15 protein-coding genes are annotated in these 17,010 nt (G+C 33.6%); 13 read left to right on the forward strand and 2 right to left on the reverse strand.

Features of this window, described 5'->3' with window-relative positions; all coding sequences use genetic code 11:
- Positions 1-490 precede the first annotated feature (490 nt).
- The 12 genes from BLT84_RS08230 to BLT84_RS08285 all read left to right on the forward strand — a co-directional run bounded on the left by BLT84_RS08230 (position 491) and on the right by BLT84_RS08285 (position 12,302).
- A complete protein-coding gene (locus tag BLT84_RS08230; protein ID WP_091264332.1) occupies positions 491-1,618 on the forward strand; it encodes a hypothetical protein in 1,128 nt (375 codons plus the stop codon).
- A 287-nt stretch (positions 1,619-1,905) separates the two neighbouring features.
- A complete protein-coding gene (locus BLT84_RS08235) occupies positions 1,906-2,433 on the forward strand; it encodes a hypothetical protein (RefSeq protein ID WP_091264335.1) in 528 nt (175 codons plus the stop codon).
- A gap of 8 nt (positions 2,434-2,441) precedes the next feature.
- Positions 2,442-3,263: a CsgE family curli-type amyloid fiber assembly protein gene (locus tag BLT84_RS08240; RefSeq protein WP_091264338.1), complete on the forward strand. Its 822-nt coding sequence runs from the start codon at positions 2,442-2,444 to the stop codon at positions 3,261-3,263.
- 16 nt (positions 3,264-3,279) lie between these two features.
- Positions 3,280-3,681 (forward strand): curli production assembly/transport component CsgF, encoded by a 402-nt coding sequence (locus BLT84_RS08245; protein ID WP_197676589.1) that lies wholly within the window; start codon positions 3,280-3,282, stop codon positions 3,679-3,681.
- Positions 3,682-3,690: 9 nt separating this feature from the next.
- Positions 3,691-5,085: a CsgG/HfaB family protein gene (locus tag BLT84_RS08250; RefSeq protein ID WP_091264342.1), complete on the forward strand. Its 1,395-nt coding sequence runs from the start codon at positions 3,691-3,693 to the stop codon at positions 5,083-5,085.
- 3 nt (positions 5,086-5,088) lie between these two features.
- The gene (locus BLT84_RS08255) at positions 5,089-6,582 is read left to right on the forward strand and encodes a carboxypeptidase regulatory-like domain-containing protein (RefSeq protein WP_091264346.1); all 1,494 of its coding nucleotides are present in this window, start codon (positions 5,089-5,091) and stop codon (positions 6,580-6,582) included.
- Positions 6,583-6,696: 114 nt separating this feature from the next.
- Positions 6,697-7,875 carry an AIR synthase related protein gene (locus tag BLT84_RS08260; protein WP_091264349.1) on the forward strand — a complete coding sequence of 393 codons (1,179 nt, stop codon included), beginning with the start codon at positions 6,697-6,699 and terminating at the stop codon, positions 7,873-7,875.
- Between the two features lie 101 nt (positions 7,876-7,976).
- On the forward strand, positions 7,977-8,678 hold the full coding sequence (locus tag BLT84_RS08265; RefSeq protein WP_091264354.1) for a hypothetical protein: 702 nt from the start codon (positions 7,977-7,979) through the stop codon (positions 8,676-8,678).
- Between the two features lie 63 nt (positions 8,679-8,741).
- The gene (locus BLT84_RS08270; RefSeq protein ID WP_091264357.1) at positions 8,742-9,455 is read left to right on the forward strand and encodes a hypothetical protein; all 714 of its coding nucleotides are present in this window, start codon (positions 8,742-8,744) and stop codon (positions 9,453-9,455) included.
- 83 nt (positions 9,456-9,538) lie between these two features.
- On the forward strand, positions 9,539-10,615 hold the full coding sequence (gene prfA, locus BLT84_RS08275; RefSeq protein ID WP_091264362.1) for a peptide chain release factor 1: 1,077 nt from the start codon (positions 9,539-9,541) through the stop codon (positions 10,613-10,615).
- 84 nt (positions 10,616-10,699) lie between these two features.
- Positions 10,700-11,518: an orotidine-5'-phosphate decarboxylase gene (gene pyrF, locus BLT84_RS08280; protein ID WP_091264365.1), complete on the forward strand. Its 819-nt coding sequence runs from the start codon at positions 10,700-10,702 to the stop codon at positions 11,516-11,518.
- Positions 11,519-11,525: 7 nt separating this feature from the next.
- Positions 11,526-12,302, forward strand: coding sequence for an ABC transporter substrate-binding protein (locus tag BLT84_RS08285; RefSeq protein ID WP_091264369.1), 777 nt, complete (start codon positions 11,526-11,528; stop codon positions 12,300-12,302).
- On the opposite strand, the gene BLT84_RS08290 is transcribed toward BLT84_RS08285, so the two are convergent.
- The gene (locus BLT84_RS08290; RefSeq protein ID WP_091264373.1) at positions 12,303-12,491 is read right to left on the reverse strand and encodes a Lacal_2735 family protein; all 189 of its coding nucleotides are present in this window, start codon (positions 12,489-12,491) and stop codon (positions 12,303-12,305) included. It lies immediately after the preceding gene.
- A 112-nt stretch (positions 12,492-12,603) separates the two neighbouring features.
- A complete protein-coding gene (locus BLT84_RS08295; protein ID WP_091264376.1) occupies positions 12,604-13,308 on the reverse strand; it encodes a DUF4197 domain-containing protein in 705 nt (234 codons plus the stop codon).
- 225 nt (positions 13,309-13,533) lie between these two features.
- On the opposite strand from BLT84_RS08295, the gene BLT84_RS08300 reads away from it, so the two are divergent.
- On the forward strand, positions 13,534-16,965 hold the full coding sequence (locus BLT84_RS08300; protein WP_091264379.1) for a methylmalonyl-CoA mutase family protein: 3,432 nt from the start codon (positions 13,534-13,536) through the stop codon (positions 16,963-16,965).
- Positions 16,966-17,010 lie beyond the last annotated feature (45 nt).

Consider the following 17,010-nt stretch of genomic DNA (forward strand, 5'->3'; position numbering starts at 1 on the left):
ATGCCAAATTTGGCATTCCTGATGATTTTTTTTATTTCAATAATATATGAAAAAAGCAGTTTTAAGTGAAGTTACCAATCTGGTTTAAGTAATCGTAGTACTACAATTCAAATGGGTAATAGTAATGTTGCTAACGTAAGTAAAAGCAACTAAACTTGATCTTCTTATACTTTTAAAGTGCTTATTTAATTTCATACATCATAGTAATAAGAATAGCTATTTTATTATTATTACAACACCTGCTAAGAAGCAGGTTTTGTTTTTATATAATGTGCATACAATTGAGTAATATATTTACGTTTTAACAATTATTTGGGCATTTGGTCGAATACTTTTTATTACTAGACATGTTTCCCTTAGATTAGTCTTATGATTCTGATGCCCCCCAAGCTGCTTAAGAATCATCCTTTTTTAACATTCTGTTATTTTAGGTAGTCCCCATATTTTTTTGAATTGAGTTTTAATCAATTATAACTATAAACAATTAATTATGAAAAAAATTATTTTAAGTTCAGCAGCTATCTTATTTGGAGCGGTTGCTTTTGCGCAAAGCAATCAAAGCACCGTAGATCAAGTAGGGTACTCTAATCAATCAGATGTTCAGCAAACAGGTAGTACTAATGGATCTGCTGTTCTTCAAACAGGTGGGCGTGATGGTGAGACCGCTAACCATGAAGCAACTGTAATACAAAATGGGAATGCAAACTTATCTTCAGTAGATCAAAACAATGATGATAACATTGCAAACGTAAATCAATTAGGGGAATCTAATGATTCTGGAGTTTCACAAGATGGTTCTTCTAACCTTGCTAATGTAGACCAAGATGGAATTGCTAATGGTAGTACAGTTACACAAGTAGGAGATGCAGGAGGGGCAGAACCAAATAACGAAGCTAACGTAAACCAAATAGGATTTTTAAATACTGCTGTTGTTTCACAAACAGGAACATTGAACTTAGGGAATTTAACTCAGAATGGAGATTTTAACTACGGTTCTATAGATCAATTAGGAGATGAAAATTCTGCAAACCTTCGTCAGTGGGGTAGTGATAATACAGGATTTCAAATTCAAGATGGTGCAGGTAACTCAGCTGTAATGAATCAAGGTGAAGCATTAACAGGATGGGCTAGTTCTCAAGGAAGCTTAGCTCAACAAGAGCAATATGGTAATGACAACATGGTTACTGTTACCCAAAGAGGAAGCGGTCAATTCTCTTTACAGGCACAACAAGGTGATGATAATGAAATGAAAGCTTACCAAGGAAATGACGGTAACTTTAACAGACAAGTACAACTTGGAAATGGTAACTACGCAAATACGCAACAATATTTTAGCTCTAACCAATCTCTACAAGAACAAGTAGGAAATGACAACTGGGCTACTACAAGACAAACAGGAGCAGGAGCAGGTTTTAACTTCTCTACTGTATCTCAATTGGGAAATGCTAACTATGCTTTAACCTCACAAAATGGTTTAGAAAATGGTTCAGCTACAACTCAACTAGGAAATATGCATAATAGTGTTGTGAATCAAATGGGTAGCAACAACTCATCTGATGTACTGCAACAAACTGTAGCATCACCAGGAGGAGCATCAGGACCAGGACTTCCTCAATAAAGATTAATTTTATAGTACTTCATATTCCCTCCCGTAGGCATGAAGACTATGAAACTGCAACTAAATATTATTAAAATATTTATTTCATAACTTAAAATAATGGGTGGGCAATTTAAGATCCTGCCCTTTATTTTAATTTATTATTTAAGAATTAGGAAATGCTCGGGTACGCCCGATTTCTGATTTTCTAAATAATTTCAAAATTTTTAGATAAAGCTCTATATGATTACTTCTTTATGAGTGTTTATTTTTAAAATTTATGTAATATTGAATAACAGGTACTTACTATGAAAAACTCAATCTACTTTTTAGTTTTTGGGATCTTTTTTTTATTGAATCCATTTACAAGCCATTCACAAAGTCAAACTAATACTGATGGTGTAACTTTATCCTTACAAGGATTTCAATCCAGATCTTCTGAACTGAATTTTCTAGCAAATCAAAATTATTCTCCCAATATTACGTCAGCCACTTCATCCAATATTGTGAACATTAAACAAATTGGTGATTTTAATGAAGTCTCATCAAAAACAATTTCTGCTCAATCTAATATAGATCTTATTCAAAATGGAGACTATAATAATATTGAATTAAATCTTAATGCTGCTGTTATTAACGAAAGAGTTATACAAAATGGAGATCGTAATACATTTGTAGATATAAACACTTTTGGAGTAAACCTTCATGAAGCAGAAATAATTCAGAATGGGAATAATCAAAGTTTAACCTGGTATGGTAGTAATTCTATTTCAGAAAGAATGAAAGTTAACATGCAGGGGAATGATAAAATTATTGAGGTTAGAAGTTTTAATTAAATTTTAAGATGGCAGTGAATAATAAGTTTTCAATTATTTTCCTTTTCGCTGTGATGAGTGCAAGTACTTCTTTTGGACAATCTTATAATGCAGATGTAGAAGCTAAAATTAGCATGTCTACTAATAACGAGTTTATAGAAATTACGGGGATTGCTCTTAATAAATCTGAAATCACCCAAAGTTTGCGTTACGTTCTCTCTGTAATAAAAAAGAACTCAGAAAATTCTAACAGCGCTAAGAATGATCAAAGCGGAAGAATTGTATTAGAACCTTCTGAAAAGAAAGAACTATCTACAACTACTATAAATGCGGATGTAAAAGATAGGGTGATTATCCTCTTGTTGATATATGATATAAATGATAATATTGTTGGTAAGGACAGGGTTGTAGTAAATGATACTCCCGAGGCAAATGATAATGCATTGCAAAATATCATGGAAGATAATAATTTGCCTATAGAACCAACTTCTAATTCTGAAAGCAAGATTGCAAATGAAGATGTTAATCAAGAAGGCAGAGACGGGATAGAACTTTCTGGAATTGTTACAGAAGATACCAAGACCAAAGCTGGTATGGATTTTTATAAACTCTTTTACTCAAATTATAGTTCAAAAAATATAAATGGTAGTAAAGTAGTAAGTATAAGTGAGATGATAGCCCTTGGGAATAATACCAAAATACAAGTGAAGGTAGACAATGCCCTGGTTTGGGAATTCTTTGCAAGACCCAAGTATGATTACTTAAAATCTATGGCAGATGTTGCGGTGCAACGTGTTAATGCCTATTTCCAGAATATGGAAAAAAATGCCCGAAATGTAAGAAGATATTAACCTAAATTTTTCAAAATTGAGAATAAAACTACTCTTTTTATTTTTATTGATTTCAACACTAAGTTCTGCACAGCAGCTAACTTATAAGCCCATAAATCCAGCTTTTGGAGGTGATACTTTTAATTATCAATGGTTGCTTAGTTCTGCCACAGCGCAAAATTCATTTAAAGATCCAGATGCAAGGCAAAATTCAAGCGGTTCTAACTTAGATTCTTTTGCCGAGAACCTAAATCGTCAACTATTGAGTCAGCTTTCCAGAAGTCTATTTAATGATCAATTAGGAACAGACGGTCTAAAACCGGGAACATTTACTTTTGGTAGTTTGTCTTTGGATATCTACGAATCTTCTGAGGGTCTAGTCATAAATATTCTAGATACCAATACTGGAGAACAAACCCAAGTTATAATTCCCAATTAACCTACAAGAATGAACTTTTTAAAACGAATTAGTGTAGTAACTTTTGCTACTATAGTTTCCTCATGTGGAACAACATTTAATCAGCCTGTAGATTTTCAAAAGGCCAGAATTGGCGAGATATCAACAGTTACTAAAAAATTAGAAAAGTTACCAGAACCAGAAGAGGCTGTGGTAGTTGGAGTTTACAATTTTCGAGATCTTACAGGCCAATATAAAGCTTCAGAAACAGGAAGTACCTTTAGCACTGCAGTAACGCAGGGTGGTACTTCTATCTTAATAAAAGCTTTAGCAGATTCTAAGTGGTTTGTACCCATTGAAAGAGAAAATATTGGAAATCTTTTAAACGAGCGAAATATTATTCGTTCTACAAGAGAAGAATATCGAGGTACTCCTAAAAATGAACCACAGGTTCCACCGTTATTATATGCGGGGATCTTATTGGAAGGTGGAATTGTATCTTATGATACTAATATCCTTACCGGTGGTATGGGGGCCAGATACTTTGGTGTAGGAGGAAGTACACAATATCGTCAGGATAGAGTTACCATTTATTTAAGAGCGATTTCAACTTCAAATGGTAAAATTTTAAAGAATATCTATATTTCAAAAACCATCCTTTCACAGGAAGTAGGTGTAAACCTTTTTAAATATGTTAATTTTCAGCGCTTGTTAGAGGCTGAGGTAGGGTTTACAAGAAACGAACCGGTTCAGCTTGCTGTTAAGGAAGCTATAGAAAAAGCGGTTGAAGGATTAGTAATAGAAGGAATTCAAGATAAATTGTGGCAGCCAAAAGATGGTTGGGAATCTGCAGATCAATTAGTGCTAGATTACGCAAAGGAAAAGGATGAGGCAGAACTAACTAAGATTTACGATCGTAAGTATATCGATAATGAACATAAAAGTTCTTTAGGAATTAGTGGAGGTGCAGCTATTCTTAGCGGAGATTATTCTAAAAAGGATGCAGGTGCTTTATTAAAACTAGATTTTAACACGGCTCTTACCCCATCTTTCTCTCTTAATTTTGCAGCCACTGCTTTTCAGCTTGAAAGTAGTAATGTAGTGCAAAATAAATTTATTGGTACAGAAGGAAACGTGCTGTTCAAATTATTACCTCATGATAATTTTGGGCCTTACATCTATGGTGGAGGTGGACTTATCTTTAACTTAGAGAATGATATACCAGACAATATTGGTAGCACTCATTTTAAACTTCAGTATGGACTTGGAGCAGAATATTTGTTAAATGAAAAAATTGGATTAAAGATCTTCGCTGAGCATAATATAGGTTTAGATGATGAATTGGATAATCTAATTAATGGTAAAAGAGACGATCACTACTTCAATTTAGGAATAGGAGTAAATTATTATTTAGGTAAATCTGCAGGTAAAAACACAAAAAAATAAATTATGAAATTTATTAAACCCCTTATTTTATTATTACTACTAATAAGCGCTGTTGGTTGTAGTGAAGATACTATTGGTGCTTTTGGAAATGGAACTATCACTGGAAGGGTGGTAAAAGATGGAAGTAATGAACCTATAGAAAATGTAAAGATTTCTACTAACCCTGCGTCAACCACAGTTTTTTCTGATGCTGATGGAAATTTTATACTTAAAGATGTGCCGGAAGGAGAATATTCTGTGCAGGCTCAAAAAGATGGATTGTTAACCAAATTTGAAGGTGCTACCGTTAGACAAAGTGCAGAAGTGAATGTAATTTTTGAACTTAAGCCCCAAACTGCTAATAATAGACAACCCTCTGCTCCAGAAGCAATCTTTCCTGAAGATAATGCTACAGATGTAGATGTTTCGTTACAATTTGCCTGGACTTCTACAGATCCTGAAGGAGATGATCTAACTTATGAACTAGAACTTAGAAATGATATTAATAATTCTGTTCTTAAGTTTCAGGATATACAGGATACCACTTATACTGTAAATGGTCTTCAGAATGGATTAAAATATTTTTGGCAGATTAAGGTTACAGATAGTGTTAATAATCCTGTACTTAGTAAAGTGTATTCATTTGAAACCTCTCAATTTCCAAAAACAAGATATTATTATGTGAGAAAAGTTAGCGGTAACAACGTGATCTTTTCATCTGACGGTGCCGGAGGGGAATACCAATTAACTTCATCTAGTGTAAACAGTTTTAGACCAAGAAAAAATAATGCTACCAATAAAGTGGCGTTCTTAAGAACGGTTGGAGGTCAGACCCAATTATTTACAATGGATCCAGATGGGTCTAGGCAGACTCAAATTACTAATAATGTCCCTGTTAATGGATTCAATCTAGAGAAGATTGGTTATTCATGGATTGATGATGGAACTGCACTTGTGTATCCTAACTTTAGCAAACTATATAAGATCAATATAAATGGTGGAGGAAATGAACTAATTTATGAAACACCTAATCTTAAATTTATTTCTGGCGTAGCTGTAAATGAAGTAAACAAGTTTATAACCTTGCTTACTACCAATGTAAATGGATACGATGGCTCTGTTTTTACTATAGATTATACCGGTAATAAACGTACTACCATTTTAGATAACCAGAAGGGGGCTATTGGAGGTCTTGATATTTCTGTAGATGGTAAAACCCTGTTATACAGCAAGGATATATCTGAATTTGAAAATGGAAATTACAGACAATTAGATGCTCATATTTTTAGTTATAATTTCTCTACAGGAAGAACCATAGATCTAAGCCAGGGTAAGCCATCCGGATTTAATGATCTAGATCCTAGATTTTCTCCTAACGAAGCAAGTATAATATTTACTAATACTTCTAATGACGGTGTATCTCCTATAAATATTTATATGGTTGGAGTTAATGATATGAATGCAGAATCTCAAAGATTAGAATTATTTCAAAATGCATTTATGCCAGACTGGGAATAATCTTATAAAAATTTTAAGTACGGCAGTCTTTAAAAAGGCTGCCGTTTTTGTTTTAGTATATCTTTACTGTCCGCTTTAAACTGTTTATCTTTGGCACTTCAAAGATCAATATTCATGAGCCAGGAAATAAGTAAAAGGTATGCCGGTCGCGGAGTATCTGCAGGAAAGGAAGATGTGCACAATGCCATTAAAAATGTAGATAAGGGGTTATTTCCTCAGGCATTTTGTAAGATCGTCCCAGATCATCTTACTGGAGATGAAGATTATTGTCTAATTATGCATGCAGATGGTGCGGGTACCAAATCTTCTTTAGCTTATATGTACTGGAAAGAGACCGGAGATCTTTCGGTTTGGAGAGGCATAGCTCAAGATGCTCTAATTATGAATATTGATGATCTTTTATGTGTTGGAGCTACAGATAATATTATGCTCTCTTCTACCATTGGGAGAAATAAAAATTTAATTCCTGGAGAAGTTATTTCAGCTATTATAAATGGAACAGAAGATCTTCTTAAAGATCTTAAAGATTTTGGAGTGGAAATACATTCTACCGGGGGAGAGACTGCAGATGTTGGAGATCTGGTAAGAACAATCATTGTAGATTCTACGGTAACTTCTAGAATGAAAAGAGCAGATGTTATAGATAATGCCAACATTAAACCTGGAAATGTAATTGTAGCCTTAGCATCTTTTGGGCAAGCTAGTTATGAGAAAGAATATAATGGGGGTATGGGTAGCAATGGTCTTACTTCTGCTAGACATGACGTTTTTTCTAAAGCATTAGCAAAAAAATATCCAGAAAGTTATGATAATAGTATTCCTAAGGAATTGGTTTATTCCGGAACTAAATCTCTTACAGATACCATAAAGAACTCTCCTCTAGATGCAGGTAAACTGGTACTTTCTCCTACTAGAACTTATGCGCCAATAATCAAAAAGATACTTTCAAAATATTCTAATAGAGAAATTAATGGAATGGTGCATTGCAGTGGTGGTGCTCAAACCAAGATCCTTCATTTTATAGAAGATCTGCATATAATTAAAGATGATATGTTTGAAGTTCCACCGCTTTTTAACCTAATTCAACAGGAAAGTGGAACAGATTGGAAAGAAATGTATCAGGTTTTTAATATGGGGCATAGAATGGAAATTTATGTAGATGAAGCTATAGCGGCAGATATTATTGAAATCTCAAGATCTTTTAATGTGGAAGCCAAAATTATTGGTAGGGTGGAAGCATCAAATACTAAAAAACTCACAATTAGTAGTTCAAAAGGTATTTTCGAATATTAAAAAATACTTTTATCAATTAAAATATTTAACTTATATCCTTAAGATGTAAGTGAATCTCTGAATTTACGATTGAGAGTTGTTTTTTTTATCTGAGAATCCCTATGAATATCAGTAAAATCATATTGCCAATAGCAACAGCTTTATTGATCTTTATCAATATTTGGACGCTGCTTGAGTTTTCTACCGAGGTGAATGATTATATGCGTTTTGGAAATATGTTTTTTTACTCATTGCTTCTTTTATTTTTTAATGAGTATACTAAAAAGCATTTAATTTTATTTTTGCTGCTACTTATATGTGATGGCTTTCTTATTTTTTATAAAATACCAATATTTAATCTTCTTACTTTTATTATGAGAATTGCCATTTATTTATTGCTCTTTTCATTAGTGGCAAAAAAATTAAAAGGACTTAGATTAGAATTCACACAGGTGGCAGTATTTGGAGTTGTATTGGTTGTGAATATTTTTTTGCTATTAGCCTTAGTAGAAATGGTTCCTAGTGAGTATGATTATGATGCTTTTAATACCTTATTCTATATTTACGGTGTAGCTTCTATTTTAGTGGTAGCGGCAGCTATTTCATACAGTAATAGGTATGAAAATAAGATCTCATTATATTATATAGCAGCTGTCCTAGGACTTATTTTTTCAGATCTAACTTACTTCATTGCATTTTATTTAGAATTTGAAGAATTTTATATTCCAGAAAGAATTTTTAATATTCTTGCTATAGCCTTTTTAGTGCAGTATGCTATTGGTTCTACTAGAAGGAATTCAAATAAATCTACACTGTATTCATAAAAAACAGTTTTAATAAAACCACCTGAGCTGTTTTATCGTACTTCTTCGTGTAATTTTATTTTAATGACACGTTTAAACTCTGTTTCGTCAATTTTTGGAATAGTTCTTATTATTCTAAACAGCATTGTTATCTTGCAATTTGGTCTCCTTGAGAGTAGATGGTTAAGAATCTTTACCTATTTTTTCTTTGGAATTCTATTTTTTAAGGACATTCAAAAAGATCAATATTATCTAATCGCGGCTTTTTTAGTAGTAGTTATTTCAGATTACCTTTTTATTTGTCACTCAAGAATTGATTTAGAGAACTCAAAAATGATTTTGGGAGGAATATCTTATATAGCTTTGGTATTGCACTTAAGAAGGTATGTAAAGATCTTATTTATAAATTATTTTCAAACAATGCTCTTTATTCTTGTGCTAGCGCTCAACGCTGTAATGTTCTATCTTTTATTCGAAATTATTTCAGTGGCAGATCATAATCCAATGCCTTCCATTATTTTTATACTTTTTAGTATTGCATTGTTTTGCTTAATGGTTTTTACATTTTATTTCAATAGTATGTATGAAAATAAGAGTAGCCGCATTTTAATAATTGCAACGCTGTTATTAGTAGGAAGTGATCTCACTTTAATTATAAGCTCTTTTACGAATTCCGGTAGTTTTTATGATCTATATGGGATATTGTTTCTAATTGGGATAGGATCTCTTGTTAAATTTACTTCTTTGGATTCTCGAGTGATTCCATATAATTCTGAAGAAATTCAGAAAACTACATAATTTTTCTAGTAAACCTGTAATTCAAATTCTGTTAAATCCATCGATTTATCGTAAATTTGACTCGAAAAATCATCCTAAATTTTATGATTGAGAAGCTGAATATAGTGAAGCAACGTTTTGACGAGGTAAATGATCTTATCATTCAACCTGATATCATGCAAGATCAAAAGCGTTATGTAGAACTTAATAAAGAATACAAAGATTTAAAAGCGCTCATGGATGAGCGTGAAAAATACATTCGTCTTACAGATAATATTGCAGAAGCCCAGGAAGTGATTGCAGATGGAAGTGATGCAGAAATGACCGAAATGGCAAAAATGCAAATGGACGAAGCTAAAGGACAAATACCTGGTTTAGAAGATAAAATCAGAATGATGTTGGTGCCTAAAGATCCTGAAGACGCTAAGAACGTTGTGATGGAAATTCGTGCAGGTACCGGTGGAGATGAAGCGAGTATTTTTGCTGGAGATCTTTACAAGATGTACAATAAATATGCAGAAAGCAGAGGCTGGAAAGCCAATATTGTAGATTATAATGAAGGTACCAGTGGTGGTTTTAAAGAGATGATCTTTGAGATCTCCGGAGAAGATGTTTATGGTACTCTAAAATTTGAAGCTGGTGTTCACCGTGTTCAACGTGTTCCTCAAACAGAAACTCAAGGTAGAGTGCATACTTCTGCAGCTACAGTTATGGTTTTGCCAGAAGCAGAAGAGTTTGATGTAGAGATCAACCCAAAAGATGTGAGAGTAGATTATTTCTGTTCGTCAGGTCCGGGAGGTCAGTCTGTAAACACCACTTATTCTGCAGTACGTTTAACTCACGTGCCTACAGGATTGGTAGCGCAGTGTCAAGATCAAAAATCTCAGCATAAGAATAAAGAGAAAGCATTTAGAGTATTGCGTTCTCGATTATATGAAATGGAACTTGCAAAGAAAATGGAGGCAGATTCTGCAAAGAGGAACTCTATGGTTGCCAGCGGAGATAGAAGTGCTAAAATTAGAACTTATAATTACTCTCAGGGAAGAGTTACAGATCATCGTATAAATCTAACGCTTTACGATCTTTCCAATATTATTAGTGGAGATATTCAAAAAATTATTGATGAACTTCAGCTAGTAGAGAATACAGAAAAATTAAAAGAGAACAGCGACGTATTTTAAACTGTTTCACATATAAAATCCCGCAACTGCGGGATTTTTTTATATCTAATAAGTAAATTATCTTTACCTCAAACTTTATTTGTTATGACCACCGAAGCGCTTGTAGAGCAAATTTTTAAGAAGAGATCTTTTCTTTGTATCGGCTTGGATACAGATCTAGAAAAAATCCCCACCTACTTACTTTCTGAAGAAGATCCTATCTTCGAGTTTAATAAAGCTATTATAGATGCAACTCATCAATTTGCGGTGGCTTATAAGCCCAATACAGCTTTTTATGAGGCTCATGGTAAAAAGGGATGGAAAGCGCTAAATAAAACTATAGAATATCTTAATGAGAATTATCCGCAACTTTTCACCATTGCAGATGCTAAGCGTGGAGATATTGGAAACACTTCTTCCATGTATGCAAAAGCATTTTTACAAGAAATGGCGTTTGATTCTGTAACCGTTGCACCGTATATGGGTAAGGATTCTGTAGAACCTTTTCTTTACATCAGAAATAAACATACCATTTTACTAGCCTTAACTTCTAATGAAGGCGCATTTGATTTTCAGACTTTAAAAACTGATGATACCCAGTTATATAAAAAGGTGATTGAAGTTTCCAAGACTTGGGAAAATTCAGAAAGATTAATGTATGTAGTAGGAGCTACAAAAGCCGAGTATTTAGCTGAAATAAGAAAGATCGTACCAGATAGTTTTCTTCTTGTTCCTGGCGTTGGTGCTCAGGGTGGTAGTTTAGAAGAAGTTTGTAAATATGGTATGAATAAAAATGTTGGATTATTAGTGAATTCGTCTAGAGGAATTATATATGCATCAGAAAGTTCAAATTTCGCAGAGATCGCTGCAGCTAAGGCTGAAGTTATGCAACGAGAAATGTCTGAACTAATGAAGAATCTTTAAAAGGCTGATGAAAGATCAACTAGGTAGGTTGTTAGATATTACACAAATTCCTAAGAGGATAATTTCTTTAGTGCCTAGTCAAACTGAACTACTATGTACTTTAGGACTTACAGATTCAATAGTAGGTATTACAAAATTTTGCGTTCATCCTGAAGGTCTTAAGACGGAAAAGAAAATTGTAGGAGGCACTAAGAATGTTCATTTTAATAAGATAGCAGACTTAAAGCCAGATATTATTCTTTGCAATAAAGAGGAGAATACAAAAGAGATGGTCTTTGCATTAGAAAAGATAGCTCCCGTTCATATATCTAATGTTATTACATTAGAAGATACCTATCAGCTAATTCTGCAATACGGTGAGATATTTAATCGAACTATGCAAGCATCACATTTGGTTAACAGTATTCAGTATAAGAAAGGTGAATTAAACATAGATAATCGCATAAAAAAAGTTGTTTACCTAATTTGGAAAGATCCATGGATGGCAGTAGGTGGAAATACCTTTATCAATTCTATGTTAGAATTAAATAACTGCGATAATGTATTTAAAAATAGCACAGATAGATATCCGGTTCTAACATTGGAAATGTTGAAAGAATTGGATATCGACATAGTTTTACTAAGCTCAGAACCTTATCCTTTTAAGGAAAAACATATTTCAGATTTAATTAAACTCTTAAACACGAATACCATTTTAGTAAACGGGGAATATTTTAGTTGGTATGGATCCCGCTTGTTGAATGCTTTCGACTACTTTAAGACTATAAGATGGCTTAATAATTAGCTACAAACTTTTATCTATCTTTTTACAATTCATTTTTTTAAGTTGAATTAAGATCTTTTTAGCTCTTGCTCTAATTTTATCGCTTTTATCCTTGTTGTTCAATGCAACTCTAAAAGATTGGCTCATCAATTCAGAATATTTTTGACACAATCTATCCTCTTCGCTTTTATAAAATAAGTTTCCTAACATCATCATCTACTTTGGGGTACAAAATTAGGGGCTTATGCCCTTATTATTTATTAACCTCAGGTTAAAGGTTTTGTAATTTTTACAAGGTAATGGTATTATAACGTTAAATCTGTTAATCTTGTAGAGAAAAGACTCGTTGTAATAGTCTTGAAGTTCTTGAAGCAAGATCTGTTCTAATTTGTTGTTCTTCTACTGCAATCATTTTATAAACTCCTTTCAAAGCCTCATTAGTAACATAATCCGGAAGATCTGGATTCACTTTTGAAGCCAATGGTAAATTATTATATTTCGCAATAATATTGCTCCAAACTTGAGTTGCTCCCACTTTGTCTAAAGAATTAGAGATTACCGGATTGAAATTAGCGTATAGTTGATCTTCAGTTTTTGAAGTTAAATAAGAAGTAGCTGCTGTATTATTTCCTAAAAGAATATTTCTTGCATCGTTAAAAGTTATTTGCTGAACAGCGCTTACAAAGATTGGAGTTGCTTCTTTCACCGCATCTTCAGCAGCTCTATTCAATACTTTCAATCCTTCATCTGCTAAAGAGCTTAATCCAACACTACGTAAGGTTTGATCAACTTTTTGAAGCTCTGGAGGAAGCGATATTCTTACAAGCTCATTTTTAAAAAAACCATCTTCCTGAGTTAATTTATTAACCTGTCTATCTATTCCCAAATTTAATGCCTCTCTTAGTCCGGAAGAAATTTCAGTATTAGTAACACCATATTCAGAATTTGGAAGTTGTGAAGCGATGTCTTGCAATTCTGCGCATCCTAAAAATAAAGGAAGTATTAAAAGAAGTAGAAGTTTTTTCATAATATGAACTATTTCAAAATTTTCTATAAAAGTCTGATTTATTTAGCTGTAGTCATGTTATAGTTTTATTAAAACCATTATTTATAAATAAATTATAAATAACATTTAAGTTGGTTAATTAATTCTTGTTGCGTTCTATAATCTATAATTCTTTAAAATAGTCCTCAATTTCGAAAGTTCATTACGAAATTCGTAAATTGCGGAAGCAAAATTTAAAATTTACCAATGGAAGTACAAGCTCCTTATATACCTCAGAATAAAGTTAGAATAGTAACAGCTGCCTCTCTTTTTGATGGACATGATGCTGCTATAAATATTATGAGAAGAATTATTCAATCTACCGGGGTAGAAGTAATTCATCTAGGACATGATAGAAGCGTTGAAGAAGTGGTTAATTGCGCCATTCAGGAAGATGCCAATGCTATTGCAATGACTTCTTATCAGGGAGGGCATAATGAATACTTTAAATATATGTATGATCTGCTTAAAGAAAAAGGAGCAGAGCACATTAAGATTTTTGGTGGTGGAGGTGGAGTAATACTTCCTGAAGAGATCAAAGAACTTATGGATTATGGTGTAACCAGGATCTATGCGCCAGATGATGGTAGAGAAATGGGATTGCAAGGGATGATCAATGATCTGGTAAAGACTGCAGATACACCCACTCCAAAATTAGAAAAGGAAAGTCAAGCTGAAGAATTGCTGAAAAGTAAAGATGTAAACACTATTGCACGTTTAATTTCTTTGGCTGAAAATAGACACGAAGACTTTAAAAAGGTTTTCGACAAAATAAAAATGCCAGAGCTTAAAACTCCGGTTCTTGGAATTACCGGAACCGGTGGGTCTGGAAAATCTTCTTTGGTAGATGAATTAGTAAGAAGGTTCTTGATCGACTTTCCGGAGAAGACCATTGGAATTATATCTGTAGATCCATCAAAGAAAAAAACAGGTGGAGCACTATTAGGAGATAGAATTAGAATGAATGCAATTAATAACTCTAGAGTTTATATGCGTTCCTTGGCAACAAGACAATCCAACCTTGCATTGTCTAAATATGTTGCTGAAGCTGTAGATGTGCTAAAAGCAGCTCAATATGATCTAATTATTTTAGAAACCTCTGGAATTGGGCAATCTGATACTGAAATTTTAGAACATTCTGATGCTTCTCTTTATGTAATGACACCAGAATTTGGTGCTGCTACTCAGTTAGAGAAAATAGATATGTTGGATTTTGCAGATCTGGTAGCAATAAACAAATTTGATAAACGTGGAGCCTTAGATGCACTTCGTGATGTGAAAAAGCAATATCAAAGAAATCATCAGTTATGGCATGAAGATTCAGAAAAGCTTCCTGTTTATGGAACTATTGCTTCTCAGTTTAATGACCCTGGAATGAATACACTTTATAGTAATATCATCAATAAAGTGGATGAGAAAACTGGATCTAAATTTAATTCTACTTTCGAGATAAGTGATGATAAAAGCGAGAAGATCTTTATCATTCCGCCAAAAAGGACCAGATATCTTTCTGAGATCTCCGAGAATAATAGAAGTTATGATGAGAAAGCAGATTCTCAAGTGGAAGTTGCGCAAAAGCTTTATGGAATTTATAAAACAATAGAATCTGTAACCAATGTTAAGCCAACACTTTCTCAATACGGTTTGGATGAAGAGAGTTTAGAAGAAAGTAAAACTGAACAAAACTCAGATCTTTCAGATCTTCTAAAGAAAGAATTCGATCGTGTAAAAATGGATCTAGATCCATATAATTGGGAAGTTATTACCGGTTGGAGCGAAAAAGTAAATAAATATAAGGAGCCTATTTATTCTTTCAAGGTACGTGACAAAGAGATAAAAGTGGAGACTCATACAGAATCTCTTTCTCATACGCAGATCCCGAAAATAGCTTTGCCAAAGTATCAAGCTTGGGGAGATATTCTAAGATGGTGTCTTCAAGAAAATGTACCGGGAGAATTTCCTTATACAGCAGGGCTTTATCCGTTTAAAAGAGCTGGAGAAGATCCAACCAGAATGTTTGCCGGAGAAGGTGGGCCCGAGCGTACCAACAGGCGTTTTCATTACGTAAGTCAAGGTCTGCCTGCAAAACGTTTATCTACAGCGTTCGATTCTGTTACTCTTTATGGTAACGATCCAGATTTTAGACCAGATATCTACGGAAAGATTGGTAATGCTGGAGTTTCGATTTGTTGTTTAGACGATGCTAAGAAATTATATTCAGGTTTTGATCTTGCAGATGCAATGACATCTGTGAGTATGACCATTAACGGTCCGGCACCAATGTTACTTGGGTTTTTCATGAATGCTGCCATAGATCAGCAATGTGAGAAGTATATTGTTGAGAATGGATTAGAGAGAGAAGTTGAAGAAAAGATCAATAAGATCTATAAGGATAAAGAAGTAGATAGACCATCTTATCAGGGAAAATTACCGGAAGGTAATAATGGTTTAGGTCTTATGCTGTTAGGAGTAACCGGAGATCAGGTTTTACCTTCAGATATTTATGAAAACATTAAAAAACATACCTTAAGTGTTGTTCGTGGTACGGTACAGGCAGATATATTAAAAGAAGATCAAGCACAGAATACCTGTATTTTCTCTACAGAATTTGCTTTGAGATTGATGGGTGATGTGCAGGAATATTTTATTGAAGAAAAAGTAAGAAACTTTTATTCGGTATCTATATCTGGATATCACATAGCAGAAGCAGGAGCAAATCCTGTTACTCAATTGGCTTTAACATTGGCTAACGGCTTTACGTATGTAGAGTATTACTTAAGCAGAGGAATGGACATCAATAAATTTGGTCCAAACCTTTCCTTCTTTTTCTCTAACGGAATAGATCCTGAATATGCTGTAATTGGTAGAGTGGCACGTAAGATATGGGCTAAAGCATTAAAATATAAATATGGAGCTAATCCAAGAGCTCAAATGTTGAAATATCACATTCAAACTTCTGGAAGATCCTTGCATGCTCAGGAGATAGATTTTAATGATATTAGAACAACGCTTCAGGCGCTTTATGCAATTTACGATAACTGTAATTCCCTACATACCAATGCGTATGATGAAGCTATTACTACGCCTACAGAAGCTTCTGTAAGAAGAGCAATGGCAATTCAGTTAATTATCAATAAAGAGTTAGGGCTAACTAAAAATGAAAATCCAATTCAGGGTGCTTTCATTATTGAAGAATTGACAGATCTTGTAGAAGAAGCAGTTCTTTTAGAATTTGATAGAATAACAGAAAGAGGTGGTGTTCTTGGTGCTATGGAAACCATGTACCAACGTAGCAAGATACAGGAAGAAAGCTTGTATTATGAAACATTGAAGCATAATGGTGAATTTCCAATTATTGGTGTAAATACATTCTTGAGTTCTACAGGTTCTCCAACGGTTACACCGGGAGAGGTAATTAGAGCAACAGAGGAAGAAAAGCAATATCAAATTGCAACGCTTCAAAATTTGCAGAAGGCGAAAGAAAATGATGCAGAACGTTCATTGGTTAAAATAAGAGAAGCTGCTATTAATAATGAGAATTTATTTGAAGTTCTTATGGAAGCTACAAAAGTTTGTTCTCTAGGGCAGATCACTCAGGCAATGTTCGAGGTTGGCGGACAGTATAGAAGAAATATGTAATTGTTAGAGTATATAATTGAATAAAAGGCGCTACTCTTTAGTTAA

Source organism: Gillisia sp. Hel1_33_143 (genome assembly GCF_900104765.1).
Classification (GTDB): Bacteria; Bacteroidota; Bacteroidia; order Flavobacteriales; family Flavobacteriaceae; genus Gillisia.